Origin of the sequence: Streptomyces sp. NPDC048566 (assembly GCF_043199735.1) — a bacterium.
Classification (GTDB): domain Bacteria; phylum Actinomycetota; class Actinomycetes; order Streptomycetales; family Streptomycetaceae; genus Streptomyces.
In genome coordinates, this window is sequence record NZ_JBICWL010000001.1 from 654,738 (window position 1) to 673,330 (window position 18,593).

The window sequence follows — 18,593 nt, forward strand, 5'->3', positions numbered from 1 at the left end:
CGGTTTCTGGCCCGATGGTTGCAGCTCCCATACCGACCGCGATGCCTCCCCCCCCCCCCCCCCACGACTGCTCGGCTCTGCCTGGGTCGAAGGTGGTCGGGATGGGAGCCCCACGACGCTCGCCACGCTCCGGCCGGCATTCGCGAACGGCGCCCCTGCCATCCCGGAGTCTGAGCGCCCCCGCCGGAGGCATCGTCTTGAAGCCGCGGGCTCGGTTCTCGTCTCATGCCCCTCCGGGCCTATCCAGTTGTGGGCGCGCGTCGGGGGCGGCAGCGCCGAGCGGGCCGAAGGCAGGAGCGCGGGCGCAGCCAGAGCCGGGAAGCCCGCCCGGCGGAGCGGAGCGCAGCCGGGGCTTGAACCGGTAGAGAAAGTTGTAACTCAGGCAGTGGCGTGGGTATGTGTCCGATCCCGGGTGATGCTTGACGTTGTGGCTTCACCTGATGCTTGACACCGCCGGTTGCTGCAAGGTGCCATGCGACCGTTAGTGGGTGTGATCGCGAGACTGTGAGTGCAGGGGGTGTGTTGGGCGCCGAGGTCAGCTACGGGACACAGCCTGAAGTGATCGCGGAGCTTCTGTGTGTTCTCGGCGATGCCGCCATGGTTCTGTCCTACGACGAGGACCGGGCCTTCGCTGCTCTGAGTCTGAGCCGCTTCGACTCTGTGGGTTCAGCTCGGCTGGACTGGCGTGGTGCTGAAGTGCTTCAGTACTCCCCAGCCTTCGACGGTGGGGAGCTGCGGAAGCTGCTTGGTGGACTGGCCGGCCCGGATGATCTGGCAATTGTGTTCTGGGGCAACCTCGCGGTGCCCTCAATCGCCCTGGAGGCCGGCCTGGTAGCGGCGCATGGTGACGCGGTTGTGGCTTGTTGCTTTGAGTGCTGGATCTACCTCGTGGATAGTGGGGCGTTGATCGAGTTCCAGGACGGTGAGGGCTTCACCGTTGGGCGAGTGCCTTGTTGACGTCATGTAGCGGACTCATCTGCCCTCAACAGGGGCTTGAAGTCGTATGCACACGGCGGAAGCTCAGCAGCCTGGCGATAGGCCAGCGACAGGAAGAGCACCGGTCGGGCCGTCCATGTGATTCGAGTACCGGCGTGGGTCACTGACACCGTGCACGGCTCGGCCTGCAACAGGGCTCGTCGCGTCTCGATTCGACCGTCTTGCAGCCACCCCCCATGCCTCGCAGGACGCGTCCGTGTCCAGTGCCGGGGGAGATCGTGCGGCAGACCCCTCCGAGTGGCTGCCGTACTGGCTGGACAACGTCATCAAGCCCCGGCGCAAGCTCAGCACCTACGACAAGTACGAAACGCACGTGCGGCTCTACCTCGTGCCGCTGCTCGGCGGTAAGCAGCTCGACGTCCTGGGCGTGGCCGACGTCCGTCGCTTCCTCGTCCGCCTGGAGCAGCAGACCACTGCGGCAACGGCCAAGGAAGCGCACCGGGTTCTGCGGTCGGCGCTGTCCTCCGCGTGCCGCGAGGAACTGATCACGCGCAACGTAGCCAAGCTCGTTGAGCCTCCGCGCACCGACAGCCGTGAGCTGAAGCCTTGGACCCTCGACGAGACGCTCGACTTCCTGGCCGCCTCCCGCAAGGACCCGCTCTACGCGGCCTTCGTGCTCGCCATCGCCATGGGCCTCCGCCGTGGTGAGATCATCGGCCTCCGCTGGTCCGACCTCGACCTTGAGAACCGGGTCCTGTACGTCCGCCAGCAGACGCAGCGGCGCCGCGGCGTCCTCTACGACGACGACCCCAAGAGCCGCCGTCGCCGCGCGGTTCCGCTGCCCGCGCTCTGCATCGCGCCCCTGCGCTGGCACCGTCTGCGGCAAGCGGCTGCTCGCGCCAAGGCGGGGGAGGGGTGGCAGGAGTCGGCGTACGTGTTCACCACCCGCACGGGGCGGCCGGTCGAGCCGAGGAACGTCTACCGCTCCTTCACCCGGGTCGCCGAGTCCGCCGGCCTTCGCGTGATCCGGCTGCACGACGCCCGGCACGGCACGGCGACGCTTCTCACGGCGGCCGGGGTCGCTCCTCGCGTCGTGATGGAGATCCTGGGCCACTCGCAGATCAGCATCACCATGGACGTCTACACGCACGTCGTTCAGGACACGCAGCGCGAGGCCATGAGCCACATGGACCGGCTACTGCGGAGGCGTCCCGGTCGCCAGTGACCGCCCGCGTTGATGTCAGAAGTGGATGTCAAAGGCCCCGGACCATGATCGGTCCGGGGTCCTTTCCCTGGTGCCCCCGGCAGGATTCGAACCTGCGACACCCGCTTTAGGAGAATGATTCTCTGCGCCGGGATTCGGGCTGGTGAGTCGTGGTGCGGTTGCGCTGGCCTAGATCGTTTAGGCGATCTTTAGGAGATCAACTCCCTTGGGCGGTCGGGAGAGTTCCCGGCCCCACAGCGCGCTCATCTTCAGGTTACCCATCGCTCGCCAGAACGCATCCTCCAGACCGGCGAGGCGCTCGGCCCGCATCGCGGGGGTGGGCTTCTGGTAGTGCCGCTTGATCCCCGGCCGCCGGTGGCCGGCCGCCTCGAAGGCGAGCGGCTCCTTCACCCCGATCTCGGACTGCATGGTGTCGTGGAGTGCGCGCAGCGCCCGCATGTCGAGGCCCGGCAGGATCGGCTCCCACCCGGCGCGGTACGCCACCCCCTGCCGCTTCTCCCGTTCCTCACGTCCGTCGCACGCGGGACGGAACGTGCGCGCCCAGTTGCCCCGGCGCCACGGCTTCCCGGACGGAGTGCAGAAGACGCGCGGGTGCTGCCAGTCGGCGAGGTGCCGGCGGAGCAGCTGCTCAAGGAACGGCGGCACGTCGACGTCCCGGGTGCTCCCGTCGTTCTTCGTCGGCTCCAGCTGGACGACGTACCCCTTCTTCGTCCCGTGCTCGTCGCGCTCCTGGTACTCGGCGTACTCCTCGGAGATGCGAAGGATGGGGCACTCGAAGACGCCCGCGCCCCACGGCTGGCGCCGGGGGAGCAGGACGTTGTCGCGGTGTAGGCCGAGACCCTCGCCCCACCGGAGCCCGGTGAACGCCGTCGTCAGCACGTGCACGCCGACGGCCGGGCCGAGACGCTCGGCCAGGAGCAAGGCGTCCTCCGGTCGGGGCCCGCCGTCGCGCGCAATCTTCGGCGGCTTCGGCCGGGCCGCGTCGCCGGAGGTCTCCTTCGTGCGCCGCCGGCCGAACAGCGGATTGACCGTCAGGTACCCGGCGTCCACGGCCGCCGTCATCACGGTCGACATCAGGCTGACGCAGTGCCCGCGGCTCACGTCCGCGAGGTCGATCGTCTGCTGCCACGTGTCCACGTCGAACCAGGAGATCTTCCGCATGGGGACGCCGTCCCAGCGCGGCAGGACGTGACCCTCCAGCTTGTCCCACCGCGTTCCCACCGTCCGGCCGCGCTTCTTCCTCGACGCCATGAAGGTGCGCGCGAACTCCCCGAACGTCGCCCCGGCCTTCTGTGGATCGATCCAGGTCCCCTCCCGGATCAGCCGCTCCTGTTCGTTCCCCCAGTCCTCGGCCAGCTTCTTGGTGGGGAAGCCCGACTCGGACAGCCACTCCGGGACGTGGCCTTCCGGCGCCCGGTACTTGACCCGCCATGTGAACTGCTTTGTCTTCTGGCCGTTCTTGACCTTGAAGACCTTGCCCGCGTGAGCCATCAGGCCCCCCTGATTCTGCGGTGTGCTGCTACACGCTGCGGCGGCTGATGCTGTAGGAGCCGGGCGTGCGCTCCCAGTACGGCGACCGCTCGGACTGGTGGCGCGTCAGGTGATCGGCAGCCCGCTGGCTGATCAGATCCGCGCGCACGGTGTAGGCGATGTATTCGGCGTGGTCGTCGACGGCCACGTCTACATCCTCGTCCATCACGGTGCGGCGTTCCATGGTGATGGGGATGCGCGGGCCAAGCGGCAGCCCGTCGGCGCGAGGGTGCCAGCGCCGCGCCTGCTGCGTGAACAGCTCCGCGAACACCGGCACGCCTTCGTCGCTGATGTCGTCCCAGTGGAAATGGAACAGACAGCCTGTGCCGTCTTCGTAGTCCTGGATCCAGGGTTCGAAATAGCGCTCGCCCTGGGGGTGTCGCTTCACCTCAATCGTGAGCATGGATCTGCCCCGTTCCGCCCGTGCGGTGGCCCCTCCCGTGACGGTCCGTGTATGCAACCACACCGTTCGGAGTAATGCACGTACCTCGAACGAACCAATCAGGAGTCTGCAACCTCATCAGGCTCACTGGACAGGCCTTGCAGGTAGCGGCGGGCCTTCCGGTACCTCTCGGCGATGCGCGCGACCTCTTCCGGCGTAGCGCCCTTCTTGCCCTGGAGGATGACGATCACGTGCCCGTCGTCTTCCTCAGGGCCGAGGGTGATGACCGCCGCGTCGAGCGTCTCGGCCGAGCGCAGTTCGTACTCCACCGCCGGCGGAATCGGCAGCGTGTCGACGTCCGCAGCGTCCCGCTCATCCGGCTCGACGGAGGCCACGACGGGACCTCCCCGGGCGACGCGGTCGACGGCACCCTCGGCCCAGCCGAGCAGCTTGGCGTAGTCCCGGATGGTGCGGTTGACCTTGGAGAATCTCCCGGCCTCGATGTTCTGGACTGTGGTCCGGCTGACGCCCAGCTGCTCGGCCGCCTCGGGCTGGGTCAGCTTCGGCCGGCGCCCCTCGCGCGCAGCCTGGAGCGCTTCGCCCAGTCGCTTGGTGTCCTCATCCATAAATCCACATCTTGGCACATGCGGTTGCAGGCAGATAGCTCACTTTGAGCTTGTTGACCTGGGCATTATTCAGCACTTTGCGCCCCTCGTGCGCTCCGTGGTTGCACATTGCGCCCCGCCTACCCGATGGGCATACGCCCCCGGCTCAACTTCTGAGGCGTAAATGTAGGCAGCCTGCTTGCATACGTAGGCACCCTGTGCTCAGAATGTAGTCGTGAAGCCCAACGGACGCATGATCAGAGGCATCCGCGAGGGCCGGAAACTGAGCCTTCGTGAGCTTGAGGCCAAGTCCGGCTTGAACCGCGGATACCTGTCCCGCCTGGAACGTGAGCAGGTCCGGGACGTCGGCTCTGAGCAGGTCCGTCGGGTAGCCGACGCCCTCGAAGTACCCGAGGGCCTGATCCTCGACGAGGAGACGAAGCCGTGACCGCGAAGGCCACGAAGACGCGCACTCACCCCGCCCGCCCCACGCAGGACGAGGCCGAATTCCGCCGCTGGACCCCACAGGAAGTGGTGGACCGTCAGCTGCTGCCGTACCGGAGCGCCCGCATCGTCCGCGAGAAGTGCTACCGCCGCGAGCTGTTCTGTCACCGAGACGGCGGGCGCATCACCTTCACCGCCGAGGACCTGCGCCGGAACAACGAGCTGGGGGCGCAGTCCCCGTTCGACCGCGCGACTGCCTGACACCCCATGACGCGCCGAAGGCCCGCCCGACTTCCCGGCCCGGCGAGCCCCGACCGGCGCCCCACCACAGAGAAAGCAGGTCACCGTGACCACTGACAATAGCTGGCCGATCTCCGCCCAGCTCTCCTCGCTGCAACTGCTCCTCGACTGGGCCGCCCAGAAGCCGGAGTTGCCCGCCGGTTACATCACGGTCAACCGCCCGTACCGGGGCGGGCCCGCGATGCTCGACCTCCAGCTGAACACGCCGAGCGAGTTCGAGCAGTGGCGCGCCGCCCTCGGCATCGCTCCCGCCCGCGTCAGCCTGCACCCCCGCGGCAGGGGCTCTTGGGTCGAGGCCAGCACGGTGATCGACGGCATCCGCGTCACCGTCGCCGCCCACGGCATCCTCCTCACCGAAGACCAGCTGTCCGCTCCCCGCGGCACCGAGATCACAGAGGTGCCGGCGTGAACGCAAAGCTGGTCAACTCCGCGGCGGGCGTCATCAACGCCGCGCTCACGCAGGACCGCACGGCCGCCGGCATCGCCCTCGCGCTGGAGTCCGCACAGCTGCTCCTCACGCCCGAGACGGTGAGCGATCTGGCGGCACTGCGGGAACGCAACGCCCAGCTGGAGGCAGCAGCGGTTGAGGCGCGGGCCGCGCTCGGCGCCCTCTGCTTCGACCTGGAGGACCCGGGCAGCGCCGCACTCGGCGCTCTCCACCTGCTCGCGCAGGCCACGCCAGCGGCACCCGACGCGAAGCCCGACGACGCCACCAGAGTGCTGGCGCAGCGCGACGGCGCCGTACTCCGGCAGGCAGCCGAGGACCTGATGGCCCCGTGCCCCGAGCATGGCGACTCGGACGAGGTCTGGATGGACTGCCCGTGTGAGTACGCCGAGGAGCTGGTCCGGCGCGCCCAGCTCCTCGGCGGCAGAACCTCATGAGCGGCATGGGGTGGCTCCTCTGGCTGTCGTCCGTGTGGGCGGCATGGCTGATGTTCGTCTTCGTTGACGCCCCGACCCTGCTCGGCCGGGCCGCCAACCTCCTGCGGCAGCAGCACATCCCGCACTGGGCCCGGCACGGGCACGCACCGCCGCCCAGCGACCCGGCACCGCGCGGCCGTCACATCCGCAAGGTGAGTGCCCGGTGAGCAGCAGCCGCGAGCGGGGCTCCGATACCCAGCTCACAGCCGCCCGCAAGACCAGCCCCGACGAGCGGGCCGCCGCCGTCCGACTCATCACCCGCAGCGCCCGGGACGACGAGGACCGCGAGCAGCTGCTCGCCGCCCTCGGCCTCACCGACGCCTGACCACCCTGCCGCGGTCGTGTTCCTCGCCATTGAGGGCCACGGCCGGCCGGGCCCCGCCCGCGTCTTCCCCCCGGCGGGCGGGGCCCGGCACTCCACACCCCGAAAGGGAGCACCATGCGCACCACGAAGCCGCCGACGCTCCTTGCGTTCGTCGACACAGAGACCACCGGCCTGGACCCTCTCCTGCACGACCCGTGGGAGGTCGCGGTCATCCTGCGCCAGGACGGCCAGGACGAAGAGCACGTCTTCCGGATCGCACCAGACCTGACGGCCGCGACACCCGAGGCGCTGCGCGTCAACCGTTACCACCAGAGGACCGCCGCCACTGACTGGACGTGGGACGACCCGCACACCGCGGCCACGCGCATCTCGTCGCTACTCGACGGCGCCGTCCTCATCGGCTCGAACCCAGGCTTTGACGCCGAGATGCTGGCCACGCTGCTCGGCCGCTACTTCGATCGCTCCCGGCCGTGGCACTACCGGCCGGTGGACGTCGTCACCCTCGCGGCCGGCTCCCTGTACGGGCGGGCCAGCGAGTGGACCGTCCGCGACTGCGACGCCACCTGGTACGGCAAGGTCGGCCGCGCGATCGGCTGGCCGTGGAAGACGCACGCCGTCTCCCGGCACCTTGAGGTCGAGCCGCCCGCGGCTGATGTCGCGCACACCGCTCTCGGTGACGCCCGCTGGGCCCGCGACCTGTACGACGCGGTCACCGTCCCGGACGCGTTCTTCGCCGCCTCGGACGAGCAGCTGTCGGCGATGGCCGGCGCCGCCCTGTCGCGCCGGATCGGGGGGCAGTCGTGAGCGTCGATCTCCTACCGCCCACCACGTACAGCGCCGTCAGCCTGGACGTCGAAGCCCTCGCCGAGGGGCCGCGGTTCGTCCGCACGCGCGGCATGAGCCGCTGGCACCGCCCCCGTTCCGGCACCCGCTTTCCCGAGGGCCGCGTCCTCTTCAGCTGCTGGTGCGGGTACGGCGTCGGCGGAAGCGAGCGGGCTGGCGCCTACCTCGGCGCCGAGGAGCCGCCCGCCGGGGAGCCCGTGTGCGGGACGTGCGAGGGCCGAGCCGCCGGTGCCGGGCAGGACGACAGCCCGACCGGCCGACTCCTCCTCTTCTCCCCGCGCAACGCTGCCCCGCCGGCGACCTGCCCCGCGTCCCGCAGCGACGCATACGAGGCGCTGCCCGGCGGTCGCGTAGGCCGCTGCCTCGCCTGCGGTGACATGCAGCCGCTGCGCGCCATGGGCGGGCCCTACAACCCCCGATACGCCATCGTCCAGCACCCGACCGGCCGGGCCCTCGTCCAGCCCTGCCCGTTCCACCGCTGGCGCCAGCTCACGGTGCGCGAGGGCCGCGTCCTCTGCACCTGCGGAAGGGAGATGAACCAGTGACCGAGCAGCTCCAGTTCTCCGAGCCCGTCGAGGGGACCGTCAACGCGGAGGCCGGGGAGGCCGCGAAGGCGGACGGCATGGCCCTCGCCGAGGCGCACACGCCCATCGAGTGGGCCGACGCCTGTTCAGCCGCCATCGAACTGATGGCCCGCCGGGGCGTCGAGTTCCAGGCCGCCGACCTCATCGCCGAGGGCCTGGTCGACGAGCCCGACAGCCCGAACCGGTGGGGGCCCGCCTTCCTGCGGGCCGCGGCGGCCGGGGTGATCGAGGCCAGCGGCTACGCGAAGTCGAAGCGGGCCACTGTGCACTCCTCGATCTGCCGCACCTGGACGGGCACCGCCGCCTACCGCAAGGGGGCTGCAGCGTGACCACCGACAGCCTGACCGTCCTCGCCGCCGTACTCGTCGTCGGCATCACGCTCTGCGCCCTCCTGGTGCGCCGCGCCCTGCGCCAGCCCCTGGAGCGGGACCGCATCATCGCGAACGCGATCCTCCGCAGCAACCCGCCCGCCCGCGAGACCGAGCCCGGCAGCGCCTTCGCCCTCCAGGCCGAGTGCGAGCGCCTCTGGTCCCTCCCGGATGCCGGCCGCACCCAGCAGCACGCCGTCCGCGACGAGCAGGAGAAGGGCGGTGCATCATGACCGAGCAGCCGACGATCCCTGTCACGCACAGCGCGGGAAGCATCCGCCGCCTTCAGGCCCTCGCCGTGGCCGGCTGGCCCCTGGCCCGGCTGGCCCGCGAGACCGGACAATCCGCGACGGCCCTGACCCGGCTGATGACGGCGGACACCGTCCCCGTCACCGTCGCCCGCTCGATCGCCGCCGTGTACGCCCGCTACAGCATGGCCAGCCCCGGCCTGTGCGGAGTCGTGCACATCCAGGCACGCGCCGCCCGCGAACGGGCCGCCGCCAAGGGCTGGGCCCCGCACGGCGCGTGGGACGACGACACGATCGACGACCCGGCCGCAATCCCGCAGTGGACCGGCCACTGCGGCACTGCCCGCGGAGTCGACCTCCACGCGCGGCACGCCATCCCGCTGTGCCCGCCGTGCCAGGACGCCCTCTACCGGCGCCGCCTCCGCAATGAGGCCCGCGAACGCCGCGCCGCGTCCACCACCCACGCCTGACCGAACGGAAAGACAGATCGGTGAGCACTGACGACCGCGTGCAGAGCGCCCGCAACGCCTGGATCAACGCCCTACGGGCCGAGGTCCTCCGCGTGGGCCGACGCATCCCCGAGGTGGCGCGCGTCGCGACCGTGGGCATGTGGATCGCCACCTACGCGGACGCAGACGGCTCGAATGCCTTCCCCGGCCGGGACACCCTGGCCACCCTGTCCGGCTGCTCGCAGGAGACCGTCACCCGTGCCGTGAAGGTGCTGATGGGGGTCGGTCTCCTGACCCGCCGGCGCCGCCCCAACGCGTCGTCCATGTACCAGCTGCTCCTGCCGCTCGGGGGCGGCATCGACTGGGCGCCCCACATGCATCACATGACCGACACCCGCCAGCGGAAGGCCTACGCGAAGAAGAAGGAGCAGGACATCGCGAAGGCCCTGGGAGCCCGGACAGCGTCCACGGACGCTGTGGAAAACCCTGGGGATACAGGCCCGGACAGCGTCCACCGACGCGGTCCGGACAGCGTCCGCAGCGGGGGTTCCGACAGCCCAAATCGGACCCCGGACAGCGTCCATGGACGCCCCCGGACAGCGTCCACCGACGCGGTCCGGACAGCGTCCGCAGCGGGGGTCTACCAGTCCCTCCCTACCTCCGGTAGGGACCCCCTCCCCGACAAAGACATGGCTGGCCTTTCACCTCAGCCACAGCAGCGCGCGGGCGAGGCCGTGAAAGACGAGTCATCGACGGGTCAGGCAGGCAGAGCGGGCGCGCCCCGGGACATCGCCGTGGCCGCCGTCCGCTCCCGCGAGCCGCTCGCCCGCTGCACCGAACCCGACTGCCGCATCCCGCTGCCCTACGGCATGGCCGGCCTCTGCTCCGGCTGCGCCGACTACCTCGCCACGGCCGAAAGGCACACCGCATGACCACCATCGAACTCCCCACCAAGACCGGCCCCATCACCATCGAAGCCACCGAGCCCGCCCCCGGCCTCCGCATCTACGAACTCCCCACCGAACACGCCCCCTCGCCCGAGTACCGGTGGATCCTCGCCCACCACGAAGGGCGCACCATCGGCCTGTTCAAGTCCGCCGACGACGCGACCGGCGCCGCCGCCGCCGTCGCCTCAATGACCGACTGGACCCGCAGCATCATGACGGCCGCTAACGAGATCTCCCTCGGCGGCAACGTCGAACGCTTCGGCTTCGCCCTCATCGCGCACGGCTGCGCCCCCACCGCCTGACTGCGCTGCCTCGGTTACAGCGCGTCCCGCGCACACGGCCGGCCACACCCACTACCTGACAGCACCGTCAACAAGGAGAAACCCATGACCGACCCGAAGCCCACCCCGCCCACCGAGCAGCAGCTCGCCAGCACCATCTACGACTCGATCTGCGCGTTCCAGCTCACCGCCCAGTACGCGAGTCTTCAGCACGCGCAGATGCGGCAGTACCTCGCCGAGCACCTGGCCGCCGCGCTCGGTGCCGAGTGCGTGACCAGGACCCAGGCCGCCGACGAGGTGGTCGCCTGGAGTGGGCAGCAGATCGGCGTTCACGTCCCGACCGTGGACGCGATCGCCGCGATGCTCCGCGAGCAGTCGGCCGATGAGGTGTCGCATGTCGTGACCGACGACAGTGACGACCCGGAGCACGTCGACGACTGCCCCGGCTGCGAGGCGTTCGGCCTCACCGGCCACCAGCCCGTCGGGGAACTGCCGGCCGCCGAGGGGGCGCAGCGATGACCGCCCGCCCGCTCGGCACCGAGGTCTCCTGCGACGGCCCGGACGAGGACACCGACTGCCCCGACAGCGCTGCGGTCCGCGCCGCCTTCACGTCGATGACGGCCCCGCAGGTGCGGGCCGACGGCCGCCGGGACGGGTGGGTCGTCCGCCGTCGGGACGGCCACATCCGCGACCTGTGCCTGGCCTGCCGCCTCGCCTCGTGACCAGACGCGACACGGGCCACCCGCCGGCAGCTATCCGGCGGGTGGCCCGCACCCCGAACCCTACGCACCACCCGAGGAGCAGCAGCACATGACCGACACCACACCCGCCGCCGCCGTCCAGCTGTGGAACGCCCGCTACCCCATCGGCACCCCCGTCACCGCCTACCCGGGTGTCCGGCCCGAGGAGGGCGAGGGGGAACGCCTGGCCACCCGGACGCGCAGCGAAGCCCAAGTCCTCGGCGGACACACCGCTGTCGTCTGGGTCGACGGACACGGCGCGTGCATCGCCCTGTCGCACGTGGACCCGGTCCAGTCGGCCGACACGTACACGCCTCCCGCTCCGTACCGGCGGTCCGACGGCGCGCTCTGCTGCCCGCACACGACGCCGGTCGCGCCCGGTTCGTGTGACGACTGCTGGGACCTCGTGAAGTGGGACGCCGTCGACACCGCCCCGTCTGCCTGATCGTCCGTTGTCGGGGCCGCACCCCTCTGCGGCCCCCCACCACCACCCAGGAGCCACACCATGAACCAGACCGACGCCCTGTTGCGCCTCGGCAGGGAGGCGTGAGCGATGACCAAGCATCAGGGCGCCCCGATGCCCGCCAGCATCCGCCACGCCTTCCGCGCCCGCGCCCACCCCGCCCGGTCCGTCCCCTGCCCGCACGAGACCTGCGGGGCCCGCGCACACCAGTCCTGCATCGTCCGCGTCAACGGCCGCACGCTGCGCAAGCCGCACCCGTCGCGCATCAGCCTGTGGGCAGTCACCGTCGCCCCCTGCCCCGAATGCGTCGTCTTGCAGGGCACGCCGTGCCACGACAGCGGCCGGTGCCTGGCCGACGCCCACCCCCGCCGAATCCAGGAAGCGATGGTGACCCTCGCGTGAAGATCCTCGTAGATGCAGACCTCGCCGAGACCGTGCCCAGCGGAACCTTCGGCGGCGCCCGGCCGCGCAGGGGTCAGACCGTCACCCGCGACGTCGACCGGCCCACTCGGTGGACGTCCGCCGAACAGCTCGCCCACTACAACGCGCTGGCCGACGCCATCGGTGCGCCCCGCCGGGCGAGCACGCAGCGACGGGCGGCAGCGTGACGGGCGGGGACGGGGTGACCAGCGAGGCCATCCCGTGCATGGCGTGCGGGCGCCTGCTGTCCGATGACGAGTCCAAGAGGCTCCGCCTCGGCCCGCGGTGCCGCAGGCGCCTGGCGGGCCTCCTGGCGCCCCGGCCCCGCCGCCTCCCGTACACACCGACCCACCCGCGAGCGGTACCGCCGCCCGCGACCGCCGGCCCCGTCGCCCTCGAACTCTGGGACGACGACGAGGAGGACGAGGGCGCCGACGGCGGCTACACGATCCATGACGTACCCCTGACCGGGAGCTACCTTTGAACTGCGGCCTCTGCGATGTCCCCACCGGCGACCGGTACCTGTGCGGTCGGGACGCGGCCAAGCTCGGCGCACGCCTCGCCGACCTGCCCACCCTCTACGCGGAACTCGTCGAGTGCCTCGTGCCGCGCCGCGCAGGCTGGGGCGAGATCGTCTCCACGAAGGGGGCCGCCGGCCCCCGGTCCCCGCTGGACGAGGACGTGCTCGACGAGATGAGCACCGGACGCATGGCCGCCGTCGTCCACGCCCACCGCGTCAGTGTCCAACGCGTCCGCTGGCCGCACCACTCCGCGCCGCCGGCATCCGGGCTGGCCGCTGACGCCCGCTGGCTGGCCATGGAGCTGGACTGGATCGCCGAGCACTACCCGGAGGCCGGCGACCTGGCCCGAGAAGTGCGGACGCTGGAGGCGCAGGCGCGCAGAGTCGTCGGTGACCCGGTCCCGCAGCGGAAGGTCGTCGGCCAGTGCATCGCCCTGGTCGACGACCACGGCACGGTGTGCGGGGCCGACATCACGCACAAGGCCGGCGAGTCACGGCTGACGTGCCGGGCCTGCCGCACCGTGTACGAGGGGCAGCAGAGCCTCCTGCTGCTCCTGCACTTTCAACCGAAGGGAGTAGCCTGATCCCCTTGTGTCCAATACCGGTGTTGGATACTGTCGTGGGGATGGAACCGAAGCCCTGGCGGGAACGGATCATCGAGGAAGAGCGGCTGTTGGAGCAGCTGCGCGACCTCACCTCCGAGTCCGCCGCACGACGAGCCCAGGCCCTACGCGATGGCGTAGCGGAACTGGGGAACGTCGCTGCCGTAGCCCGGGACCTCGGCCGCAGCTGGCAGGCGGTCGACCAGGCGCTGAAACGCGACGCCAACAAGACGTCCAAGAACAGCGCCACAACCGAATAGACAGCGAGGGCCGGACAGCAGCTCTCCCACGGTGTTGGAGCACCGAGGGGGCGCGCGCGCCGCCCGACCCTCTTCCGAACATCCTGATCACAGCAGGAGTCGGCATGACCGATCTTTCCATGCCCGCGACCACGGGCACCACCACCACGACTCGGCGCCTCATCGCCGCCGGACTCATCCGCCGCCTGCCCGGCCGCGTGCTCACCCTGCGCGCCACCCCGGCCGGCGTCACCGGCAGCATCACCAAGACGGCCAGCCTCGCCGAACTGCACCGCCGCTGCGCCGAGGACTACGCCGCCGCCGCGCCCCGCCGCACCACGCCCGGCCAGCTGCTCGCCGCCGAACCCTCCGGCCGCCGCTGCCCCGCCAGCTTCCCCACCGACCCCACCCCCTGCCGGGGCGAGGTCGCCGTCACCGTCCTCGACTCCGCGAACCACGGCGCGGACGGCTGCGAGTACCACGCCGGCATCCTCCTCGCCTCCCTCGACGGAGGCCGCGTCTACGCCCTGCCCGACGCCCCGCACGGCGCCGCGACCCGCGTCTTCCAGGCATCGACGGGCGGTGCCCGATGAAGCACAACCCCCGCACCTGCCAGGCATGCGCCACGCTGCGCCACCCCCGCCTCGCCGCCCAAGGCCGCGCCCTCACCAAGCACCTGGCCAAGAACCCGTTCCCCAAGCAGGACCCGAAGACGGCGCGAGGTGAGGGCCGGTGACCGCGCGTCGGGAACTCACCTGGGGCCAAGTTCTCGTCCTCGGTGTCGCGGCCGTCGCCATGGTCGTCGTCGGCGTCTTCGGCGCCTCCGGCACCTACAGCAACACCGTCGCCGAGTTCCACCGGCAGGCGACCGCCGCCGGTGTCGTCGCCGCCGGCGAGGGCCTCACCCTGATCCTCGCCCTGGTCATGCTCGGCCGGACCATGCTCGGCATGGCCTCCCCCGGCATCGTCCGCGCCGGCATGTGGGCCGCCCCGGTATCCGCCAGCTCTGTCGGCGTCTCCATCGCCGGAAGCCCGCGCGAGGCCGCCGTGTACGCGGTCACCCCGCTGGCCATGTCCGGGGCCGCCGAGGGCCTCGGGTTCGTCGCCCGCTCGATCGTCGTCTACCGCACCGGCATCGACGCCGAGACGATGCGCCGCAACGCCGACGTGGCCCGGCAACTCGCCTTCCACCGGGCCGTCGCCGAGGGACACCCCGGGGACCGCCGCCGCAAGTGGGCGGTCCGCCGCTACTGGCGCCTCGCAAAGCACGTCGGCGTCGGTGACGCCGAACTCGGCGCCGGCCTGGTCGACGTCCAGCGGACCCGCGTCCAGGAAGGCGCTGATGCGGCCCTCGCCTCCATGTACCGGGCGCCCGCCGCCGCCAGCCTCGGCCCGCCCGCCGAGCCGGTACGCACCACGTCCGCGACGGACGTCCTGCGGGCCCGGTTCGCCGAGATGGACCCCGCGGACGCGATCCGCCTCGCCGCGGACGCGCGACCTGATGCGCCGCCGGCGGAACTCGCCCACATCCTCGGCAGCTACGGCGTCACCGTCGATGCCGTAGCGGTCGCCCTGGTTCTCGGCGAGCAGCCCCCCGAGTACGCGGCGCATCGCCCTGATACGCCTGATGCGCCGCAGGTCAAAGAGCTGGAACCCCTCGACATGGCCGGGGCCGTCGCCGAGGCCGCATCCGCACTCGGCGAGAGCGCATCACCCCGGGCCATCGCCGACCACATCGCCGAGCACCGGCGCCTGGTCGTCACCGAGCCCTACATCCGCACCGCCCTCTCACGGGCCGCGAAGAAGCCCGCACCCGACCAGAAGCCCGACCCGATGGAAGGCGGATACGCATGATGCGCCTCGCGTTCGGAGCGCTCCTCGGCCTGCTCGCCGCGTTCCCCGCGCTCCTCGCCCTGCTCGCCGCCGTCGCCCTGCACCCGGTCGTGCTGGCCTCCGTGCTCGGCGTCGCCGCCTGGCCGCGGATCGCCCGCACCGTGCAGAGGTGGACCGCGTGAACGACCCCGTGGACCAGGCGGCCCGCGAGGCCGTCGCCGCCGCCGACAACACCGAGCTGGCCCGCACCATCGCGGCCATCCTCGCCGCCCAACAGATCCAGCAGCAGCCGGCCACCCCGCCACCGCCCGCCCGCGCCCCGTTCGACACCCGCAAGTGGGCGACCATCGGCGGCCTCGGCATCGCCGGCGGCCTGGTCGCCAGCCTCTTCGCCATCGCGGTCGCCATCGGCGCCGTGTCCGTCGCCATCCTCGCCCTGGTCCTGCGCGGCCTGTGGCGCGACTTCCAGAAGGGCCGCTGACATGGCGCTCACCGACAAGGACCCGCACAACGCCCGAGAGATGGCCCGCGTGGTCTACCTCGGCTTCAAGGCCACCCGCCGACAGGCCCGCGGCCAGTCCACCAAGGCCATCGAGCGGGAAGTCGACCGCATCCGCGAGAAGGCGCAGGCCCGCGAGGACGCCAAGAACGCTGCCCGCCGCAAGTAGCCACACCCCGGGACGGCCGATGTACCTAGCCGGGCACGGCCGTCCCGGGCCCCCGATCCACCTCACGGCGACCGGAGAACACAGCATGACCGACATCCTGATCAAGCCGCTACAGGACGCACCCCAGGACGCCGAGGACGCGTGGCAAGACGCCCCGGACACCGAGGCCGTCGACCGTCCTGACAACCCCCTCGCCGACTGGCTCACCGTCCCCGACGCGCCGATCCTCCCCGCGTGGGCACGCAACTGGGCGTCCGTCCGCGCCAACAGCGCAGCGTTCGCCAAGGTCACCTGGTGGCACGGCCGCTACCACGCCATCCGCAGCCCCAAGTACGCCGTGAAGGTCGTCGGCTACTCCGCCCGCGGCGCCTTCCGGGGAGGACGCCGCCTGTGGCCCGTCCTCGCAGCCCAGGACCACAGCCGCGCCATCAAGGCACTGCGCGTCCAGGCCAAGGCCAAGCCCGAGGACACCGTCCTCGCCGCACAAGCCGTCCTCGCTCACCGGGAGCGCACCGTCGCCCGCCGCTGGCGCTGGGGTACGGCCCTCGCCCTCGCCTCCGCCGCGACCGTGGCCCTCAACTACGCCTCCCTGGGCCTCCAACTCGCCGCCGGCTGCATGATGTGCGGCGGTCTCACCGCGATCGGCTGGTCCGACGAGGCGCAGATCCTCGACCACGGCACGCCGCCCCTGCGCATCGCCATGGACTCCCAGCAGCTGAACGACGCCCTGCGCGCCACCGGCCTGCTCAAGCCCGGCAAGGGCGACGACGACGGGCCCAAGGTCAACTGCGTTATGGGCCCGCTGCGCGACGGCAACGGATGGGCCGTCATCTTCGACCTGCCCAAGGGCGGCGGGAAGACCGCGGCCGACGTCCTCACCAAGCGGACAGCCATCGCCGCTGAACTCGGCGTGGACGAGATCCAGGTCATCATGTCCCGCGTCCGCGCAGCTCACGGCGGCAACGCGGGCCGCGTGTCCATGTGGGTCGCCGACGACGACCCCTACCTCGCGCCGCCCACCACCTCGCCGCTGGAGGCGCTGGACTCGTTCTCGATCTGGGAGCCGATTCCGTTCGGCAAGGACGCCCGCGGCAACCACGTCACCTTGCCGATCGTGTGGCAGTCGATGTTCTTCGGCGGCCTGCCCCGGCGCGGCAAGACGTTCTCGCAGCGCCTCCTCACGGCCGCCGGCCTCCTCGACGCCTACGTGCGCCACTACGTCTGCGACTTCAAGGGCGGCCAGGACTGGATCCAGATGCGGCAGGTCGCCCACCGCCTGGTCCTCGGCGCCGAGGAAGACGCGATCACCGCCTTCCGAGCCCTGCTCAAGGAGCTGCTCGCCGAGATGGAGCGCCGCTTCTCCATCCTGCGCAGCCTGCCCACCTCGATCTGCCCCGAAGGCAAGCTCACCCCCGAGATCGTCAAGCGCTACAACATGCCGTTCATCCTGTTCACCGTCGACGAGCTGCAGGAAGCGTTCCTCGCCGTCGACGACCAGGAGCGCGAGGAGATCATCAACGACATGGCGCGCATCGCCCGCCGCGGCCCGGCCGCCGGGTTCATCTCCAACTACGCCTCCCAGCGCCCCGACGCGAAGTCCGTGCCGACCAAGCTCCGCGAGATCATCACCATCAGATACTCGACGCAGGTCACCGACCAGACCAGCTCCGACATGGTCCTCGGCAAGGGCAAGGCTGCCCAAGGCGCGGACGCGTCCGTGCTGTCCGAGGAGCACAAGGGCGTCGGCGTCCTCGTCACCGGCCCGGCCTCCTTCGTCACCGTGAAGGCCGACATGCTGGAGACCGCCGCGTTCAACTCGATGTGCGCCAAGGGCCGGACCCTGCGCGAGCAGGCCGGACAACTCACCGGCGACGCCGCCAGCGACCCGGCCGCGCTCGCCGAGGCATCCGGCGTCACCATCAGCCCCGTCCTGTCCGACTGCCTCGCCGTCATGCGGCACAGCCCCAAGATGCACACCGTCGACATCCTCGCCCGCCTGGAGAACCTCGACGAGGACTACGGCGACTGGGACGCAGAACGCCTCGCCAAGGCCCTCGAAGCCGCCGGCGTGAAGCGCACCACCAAGCAGGTCAACATCGGCGGCAAGAACCTCGCCGGATACCGCCGCGAGGACCTCGAAGCCGCCATGCCAGCCGAACTCCTCAACGCCCGGTAGAGGGGGAGGGCACTACCGCCCCCACTACGAGACTCCCCTCTAAGCCACCCCTACCCGGCGAGTGGATCTAGAGGGGGGTCTCTACCGTCGTAGACCCCCCTGTAGTGGCCGCTGACCAGCGACGTAGAGGGGATAGAGGGGGGACGGATCACACCCCCAACACCCCGCCCAGGCGGCATCATGGACGCATGGAGTCGCAGATCATCCGGCCCGGCCACCTCACCGCCCACCAGACCGCGAGACAGCTCGGCATCAGCCTCGACGGCGTCCGCCAGCTCGTCCGCCGCGGCCGACTCACCCGCTCCGGCGGCACCCCCCGCCAGCCCTGGTACGCCGTCCCGGACGTCGCCGCACTCGTCGCCGAACGGCAGACACGCAAGGTCGCTTGACCGCAGGTCAGGGCCGTGTCACGATCTCGGTGAACAGCTGTGCCCCGAAACGGGGCGCCACAGACGCACGACGAAACCCCCGCGAGGCCCAGAGCCCCGGGGGTTTCGTTGTGTCACAGCCCCGTCACTGCCCCACCCTCAGGCCCCTCGCACCG

34 protein-coding genes and 1 pseudogene are annotated in these 18,593 nt (G+C 71.2%); 31 read left to right on the top strand and 4 right to left on the bottom strand.

The genetic code is table 11. The features are described from left to right. Positions 1-558 precede the first annotated feature (558 nt). The gene (locus tag ACGFS9_RS02845) at positions 559-957 is read left to right on the top strand and encodes a hypothetical protein (RefSeq protein WP_393250104.1); all 399 of its coding nucleotides are present in this window, start codon (positions 559-561) and stop codon (positions 955-957) included. A gap of 2 nt (positions 958-959) precedes the next feature. Here ACGFS9_RS02845 and ACGFS9_RS02850 read toward each other — a convergent pair. Further along, positions 960-1,206: pseudogene (locus ACGFS9_RS02850) on the bottom strand (hypothetical protein); the annotation flags it as partial. Here ACGFS9_RS02850 and ACGFS9_RS02855 point away from each other — a divergent pair. Beyond that, positions 1,193-2,161, top strand: coding sequence for a tyrosine-type recombinase/integrase (locus tag ACGFS9_RS02855; RefSeq protein ID WP_393250106.1), 969 nt, complete (start codon positions 1,193-1,195; stop codon positions 2,159-2,161). The pseudogene ACGFS9_RS02850 and the gene ACGFS9_RS02855 sit on opposite strands and share 14 nt — an antisense overlap. 177 nt (positions 2,162-2,338) lie before the next feature. Here the strand turns inward: ACGFS9_RS02855 and ACGFS9_RS02860 are convergent, their stop codons facing one another. The 3 genes from ACGFS9_RS02860 to ACGFS9_RS02870 all read right to left on the bottom strand — a co-directional run bounded on the left by ACGFS9_RS02860 (position 2,339) and on the right by ACGFS9_RS02870 (position 4,699). Further along, complete coding sequence (locus ACGFS9_RS02860) at positions 2,339-3,652, bottom strand: hypothetical protein (protein WP_393250108.1); 1,314 nt, start codon at positions 3,650-3,652, stop codon at positions 2,339-2,341. A gap of 28 nt (positions 3,653-3,680) precedes the next feature. Then, entirely contained in the window at positions 3,681-4,094 is a 414-nt protein-coding gene (locus ACGFS9_RS02865; RefSeq protein ID WP_393250110.1) for a hypothetical protein, read from the bottom strand. Positions 4,095-4,192: 98 nt separating this feature from the next. Then, a complete protein-coding gene (locus tag ACGFS9_RS02870; protein ID WP_393250112.1) occupies positions 4,193-4,699 on the bottom strand; it encodes a helix-turn-helix transcriptional regulator in 507 nt (168 codons plus the stop codon). Between the two features lie 214 nt (positions 4,700-4,913). Here ACGFS9_RS02870 and ACGFS9_RS02875 point away from each other — a divergent pair, with 214 nt between their 5' ends. The 29 genes from ACGFS9_RS02875 (at position 4,914) to ACGFS9_RS03015 (ending at position 18,438) form a co-directional block, all read left to right on the top strand. Continuing rightward, positions 4,914-5,126: a helix-turn-helix domain-containing protein gene (locus tag ACGFS9_RS02875; RefSeq protein WP_393250114.1), complete on the top strand. Its 213-nt coding sequence runs from the start codon at positions 4,914-4,916 to the stop codon at positions 5,124-5,126. Continuing rightward, on the top strand, positions 5,123-5,383 hold the full coding sequence (locus ACGFS9_RS02880; RefSeq protein WP_393250116.1) for a hypothetical protein: 261 nt from the start codon (positions 5,123-5,125) through the stop codon (positions 5,381-5,383). The genes ACGFS9_RS02875 and ACGFS9_RS02880 overlap by 4 nt, the downstream gene beginning before the upstream one ends. Before the next feature lie 85 nt (positions 5,384-5,468). After that, positions 5,469-5,831, top strand: a complete 363-nt coding sequence (locus ACGFS9_RS02885) for a hypothetical protein (protein ID WP_393250118.1) — start codon at positions 5,469-5,471, stop codon at positions 5,829-5,831. Next, positions 5,828-6,304 carry a hypothetical protein gene (locus ACGFS9_RS02890; RefSeq protein ID WP_393250120.1) on the top strand — a complete coding sequence of 159 codons (477 nt, stop codon included), beginning with the start codon at positions 5,828-5,830 and terminating at the stop codon, positions 6,302-6,304. The genes ACGFS9_RS02885 and ACGFS9_RS02890 overlap by 4 nt, the downstream gene beginning before the upstream one ends. A 5-nt stretch (positions 6,305-6,309) precedes the next feature. Next, positions 6,310-6,510 carry a hypothetical protein gene (locus ACGFS9_RS02895; protein ID WP_393250122.1) on the top strand — a complete coding sequence of 67 codons (201 nt, stop codon included), beginning with the start codon at positions 6,310-6,312 and terminating at the stop codon, positions 6,508-6,510. Then, complete coding sequence (locus tag ACGFS9_RS02900) at positions 6,507-6,668, top strand: hypothetical protein (RefSeq protein WP_393250124.1); 162 nt, start codon at positions 6,507-6,509, stop codon at positions 6,666-6,668. Before ACGFS9_RS02895 ends, ACGFS9_RS02900 begins: the two co-directional genes overlap by 4 nt. A gap of 114 nt (positions 6,669-6,782) precedes the next feature. Then, positions 6,783-7,472: an exonuclease domain-containing protein gene (locus ACGFS9_RS02905; RefSeq protein ID WP_393250126.1), complete on the top strand. Its 690-nt coding sequence runs from the start codon at positions 6,783-6,785 to the stop codon at positions 7,470-7,472. Beyond that, a complete protein-coding gene (locus ACGFS9_RS02910; RefSeq protein ID WP_393250128.1) occupies positions 7,469-8,056 on the top strand; it encodes a hypothetical protein in 588 nt (195 codons plus the stop codon). Before ACGFS9_RS02905 ends, ACGFS9_RS02910 begins: the two co-directional genes overlap by 4 nt. Then, positions 8,053-8,424 (top strand): hypothetical protein, encoded by a 372-nt coding sequence (locus ACGFS9_RS02915; RefSeq protein ID WP_393250130.1) that lies wholly within the window; start codon positions 8,053-8,055, stop codon positions 8,422-8,424. Before ACGFS9_RS02910 ends, ACGFS9_RS02915 begins: the two co-directional genes overlap by 4 nt. Further along, positions 8,421-8,696 carry a hypothetical protein gene (locus tag ACGFS9_RS02920; protein ID WP_393250132.1) on the top strand — a complete coding sequence of 92 codons (276 nt, stop codon included), beginning with the start codon at positions 8,421-8,423 and terminating at the stop codon, positions 8,694-8,696. The genes ACGFS9_RS02915 and ACGFS9_RS02920 overlap by 4 nt, the downstream gene beginning before the upstream one ends. After that, positions 8,693-9,181: a hypothetical protein gene (locus tag ACGFS9_RS02925; protein ID WP_393250134.1), complete on the top strand. Its 489-nt coding sequence runs from the start codon at positions 8,693-8,695 to the stop codon at positions 9,179-9,181. The genes ACGFS9_RS02920 and ACGFS9_RS02925 overlap by 4 nt, the downstream gene beginning before the upstream one ends. 20 nt (positions 9,182-9,201) lie before the next feature. After that, positions 9,202-10,092, top strand: coding sequence for a helix-turn-helix domain-containing protein (locus tag ACGFS9_RS02930; RefSeq protein ID WP_393250136.1), 891 nt, complete (start codon positions 9,202-9,204; stop codon positions 10,090-10,092). Beyond that, entirely contained in the window at positions 10,089-10,409 is a 321-nt protein-coding gene (locus tag ACGFS9_RS02935; RefSeq protein WP_393250138.1) for a hypothetical protein, read from the top strand. The genes ACGFS9_RS02930 and ACGFS9_RS02935 overlap by 4 nt, the downstream gene beginning before the upstream one ends. An 84-nt stretch (positions 10,410-10,493) precedes the next feature. Next, positions 10,494-10,907, top strand: a complete 414-nt coding sequence (locus ACGFS9_RS02940) for a hypothetical protein (RefSeq protein ID WP_393250140.1) — start codon at positions 10,494-10,496, stop codon at positions 10,905-10,907. Next, a complete protein-coding gene (locus tag ACGFS9_RS02945; RefSeq protein WP_393250142.1) occupies positions 10,904-11,110 on the top strand; it encodes a hypothetical protein in 207 nt (68 codons plus the stop codon). Before ACGFS9_RS02940 ends, ACGFS9_RS02945 begins: the two co-directional genes overlap by 4 nt. Positions 11,111-11,198: 88 nt before the next feature. Beyond that, positions 11,199-11,573: a hypothetical protein gene (locus tag ACGFS9_RS02950; protein ID WP_393250144.1), complete on the top strand. Its 375-nt coding sequence runs from the start codon at positions 11,199-11,201 to the stop codon at positions 11,571-11,573. A 108-nt stretch (positions 11,574-11,681) separates the two neighbouring features. Continuing rightward, positions 11,682-11,993 carry a hypothetical protein gene (locus ACGFS9_RS02955; protein WP_393250146.1) on the top strand — a complete coding sequence of 104 codons (312 nt, stop codon included), beginning with the start codon at positions 11,682-11,684 and terminating at the stop codon, positions 11,991-11,993. After that, the gene (locus ACGFS9_RS02960) at positions 11,990-12,199 is read left to right on the top strand and encodes a hypothetical protein (protein ID WP_393250148.1); all 210 of its coding nucleotides are present in this window, start codon (positions 11,990-11,992) and stop codon (positions 12,197-12,199) included. Before ACGFS9_RS02955 ends, ACGFS9_RS02960 begins: the two co-directional genes overlap by 4 nt. Positions 12,200-12,213: 14 nt before the next feature. Then, a complete protein-coding gene (locus tag ACGFS9_RS02965) occupies positions 12,214-12,495 on the top strand; it encodes a DUF6011 domain-containing protein (RefSeq protein ID WP_393250150.1) in 282 nt (93 codons plus the stop codon). Next, on the top strand, positions 12,492-13,115 hold the full coding sequence (locus ACGFS9_RS02970; RefSeq protein ID WP_393250152.1) for a hypothetical protein: 624 nt from the start codon (positions 12,492-12,494) through the stop codon (positions 13,113-13,115). The genes ACGFS9_RS02965 and ACGFS9_RS02970 overlap by 4 nt, the downstream gene beginning before the upstream one ends. 41 nt (positions 13,116-13,156) lie before the next feature. Further along, the gene (locus ACGFS9_RS02975; RefSeq protein ID WP_393250154.1) at positions 13,157-13,393 is read left to right on the top strand and encodes a hypothetical protein; all 237 of its coding nucleotides are present in this window, start codon (positions 13,157-13,159) and stop codon (positions 13,391-13,393) included. A gap of 104 nt (positions 13,394-13,497) precedes the next feature. After that, complete coding sequence (locus ACGFS9_RS02980) at positions 13,498-13,965, top strand: hypothetical protein (protein WP_393250156.1); 468 nt, start codon at positions 13,498-13,500, stop codon at positions 13,963-13,965. Further along, positions 13,962-14,108, top strand: a complete 147-nt coding sequence (locus ACGFS9_RS02985; protein WP_393250158.1) for a hypothetical protein — start codon at positions 13,962-13,964, stop codon at positions 14,106-14,108. The genes ACGFS9_RS02980 and ACGFS9_RS02985 overlap by 4 nt, the downstream gene beginning before the upstream one ends. Continuing rightward, positions 14,105-15,226 (top strand): conjugal transfer protein, encoded by a 1,122-nt coding sequence (locus tag ACGFS9_RS02990; protein WP_393250160.1) that lies wholly within the window; start codon positions 14,105-14,107, stop codon positions 15,224-15,226. Before ACGFS9_RS02985 ends, ACGFS9_RS02990 begins: the two co-directional genes overlap by 4 nt. Beyond that, positions 15,223-15,387, top strand: coding sequence for a hypothetical protein (locus ACGFS9_RS02995; protein WP_393250162.1), 165 nt, complete (start codon positions 15,223-15,225; stop codon positions 15,385-15,387). Before ACGFS9_RS02990 ends, ACGFS9_RS02995 begins: the two co-directional genes overlap by 4 nt. Beyond that, positions 15,384-15,686: a hypothetical protein gene (locus tag ACGFS9_RS03000; RefSeq protein WP_393250164.1), complete on the top strand. Its 303-nt coding sequence runs from the start codon at positions 15,384-15,386 to the stop codon at positions 15,684-15,686. Before ACGFS9_RS02995 ends, ACGFS9_RS03000 begins: the two co-directional genes overlap by 4 nt. A gap of 1 nt (position 15,687) precedes the next feature. Next, on the top strand, positions 15,688-15,873 hold the full coding sequence (locus tag ACGFS9_RS03005; protein ID WP_393250166.1) for a hypothetical protein: 186 nt from the start codon (positions 15,688-15,690) through the stop codon (positions 15,871-15,873). Positions 15,874-15,958: 85 nt separating this feature from the next. Continuing rightward, positions 15,959-18,049, top strand: coding sequence for a cell division protein FtsK (locus tag ACGFS9_RS03010; RefSeq protein WP_393250168.1), 2,091 nt, complete (start codon positions 15,959-15,961; stop codon positions 18,047-18,049). 188 nt (positions 18,050-18,237) lie between these two features. Next, positions 18,238-18,438, top strand: a complete 201-nt coding sequence (locus ACGFS9_RS03015; RefSeq protein WP_393250170.1) for a hypothetical protein — start codon at positions 18,238-18,240, stop codon at positions 18,436-18,438. The last annotated feature ends 155 nt before the right edge of the window (positions 18,439-18,593 follow it).

Excerpts from the sequence above, each read along its gene's own strand:
- ACGFS9_RS02865 (WP_393250110.1), bottom strand. The coding sequence starts at position 4,094 with ATGCTCACGATTGAGGTGAAGCGACACCCCCAGGGCGAGCGCTATTTC.
- ACGFS9_RS02940 (WP_393250140.1), top strand. The coding sequence starts at position 10,494 with ATGACCGACCCGAAGCCCACCCCGCCCACCGAGCAGCAGCTCGCCAGC.
- ACGFS9_RS02980 (WP_393250156.1), top strand. The coding sequence starts at position 13,498 with ATGACCGATCTTTCCATGCCCGCGACCACGGGCACCACCACCACGACT.
- ACGFS9_RS02870 (WP_393250112.1), bottom strand. The coding sequence starts at position 4,699 with ATGGATGAGGACACCAAGCGACTGGGCGAAGCGCTCCAGGCTGCGCGC.
- ACGFS9_RS02995 (WP_393250162.1), top strand. The coding sequence starts at position 15,223 with ATGATGCGCCTCGCGTTCGGAGCGCTCCTCGGCCTGCTCGCCGCGTTC.
- ACGFS9_RS02895 (WP_393250122.1), top strand. The coding sequence starts at position 6,310 with ATGGGGTGGCTCCTCTGGCTGTCGTCCGTGTGGGCGGCATGGCTGATG.
- ACGFS9_RS02950 (WP_393250144.1), top strand. The coding sequence starts at position 11,199 with ATGACCGACACCACACCCGCCGCCGCCGTCCAGCTGTGGAACGCCCGC.
- ACGFS9_RS02935 (WP_393250138.1), top strand. The coding sequence starts at position 10,089 with ATGACCACCATCGAACTCCCCACCAAGACCGGCCCCATCACCATCGAA.
- ACGFS9_RS03015 (WP_393250170.1), top strand. The coding sequence starts at position 18,238 with ATGGAGTCGCAGATCATCCGGCCCGGCCACCTCACCGCCCACCAGACC.
- ACGFS9_RS02925 (WP_393250134.1), top strand. The coding sequence starts at position 8,693 with ATGACCGAGCAGCCGACGATCCCTGTCACGCACAGCGCGGGAAGCATC.
- ACGFS9_RS02955 (WP_393250146.1), top strand. The coding sequence starts at position 11,682 with ATGACCAAGCATCAGGGCGCCCCGATGCCCGCCAGCATCCGCCACGCC.
- ACGFS9_RS02860 (WP_393250108.1), bottom strand. The coding sequence starts at position 3,652 with ATGGCTCACGCGGGCAAGGTCTTCAAGGTCAAGAACGGCCAGAAGACA.
- ACGFS9_RS03005 (WP_393250166.1), top strand. The coding sequence starts at position 15,688 with ATGGCGCTCACCGACAAGGACCCGCACAACGCCCGAGAGATGGCCCGC.
- ACGFS9_RS02945 (WP_393250142.1), top strand. The coding sequence starts at position 10,904 with ATGACCGCCCGCCCGCTCGGCACCGAGGTCTCCTGCGACGGCCCGGAC.
- ACGFS9_RS03010 (WP_393250168.1), top strand. The coding sequence starts at position 15,959 with ATGACCGACATCCTGATCAAGCCGCTACAGGACGCACCCCAGGACGCC.
- ACGFS9_RS02985 (WP_393250158.1), top strand. The coding sequence starts at position 13,962 with ATGAAGCACAACCCCCGCACCTGCCAGGCATGCGCCACGCTGCGCCAC.
- ACGFS9_RS02905 (WP_393250126.1), top strand. The coding sequence starts at position 6,783 with ATGCGCACCACGAAGCCGCCGACGCTCCTTGCGTTCGTCGACACAGAG.
- ACGFS9_RS02975 (WP_393250154.1), top strand. The coding sequence starts at position 13,157 with ATGGAACCGAAGCCCTGGCGGGAACGGATCATCGAGGAAGAGCGGCTG.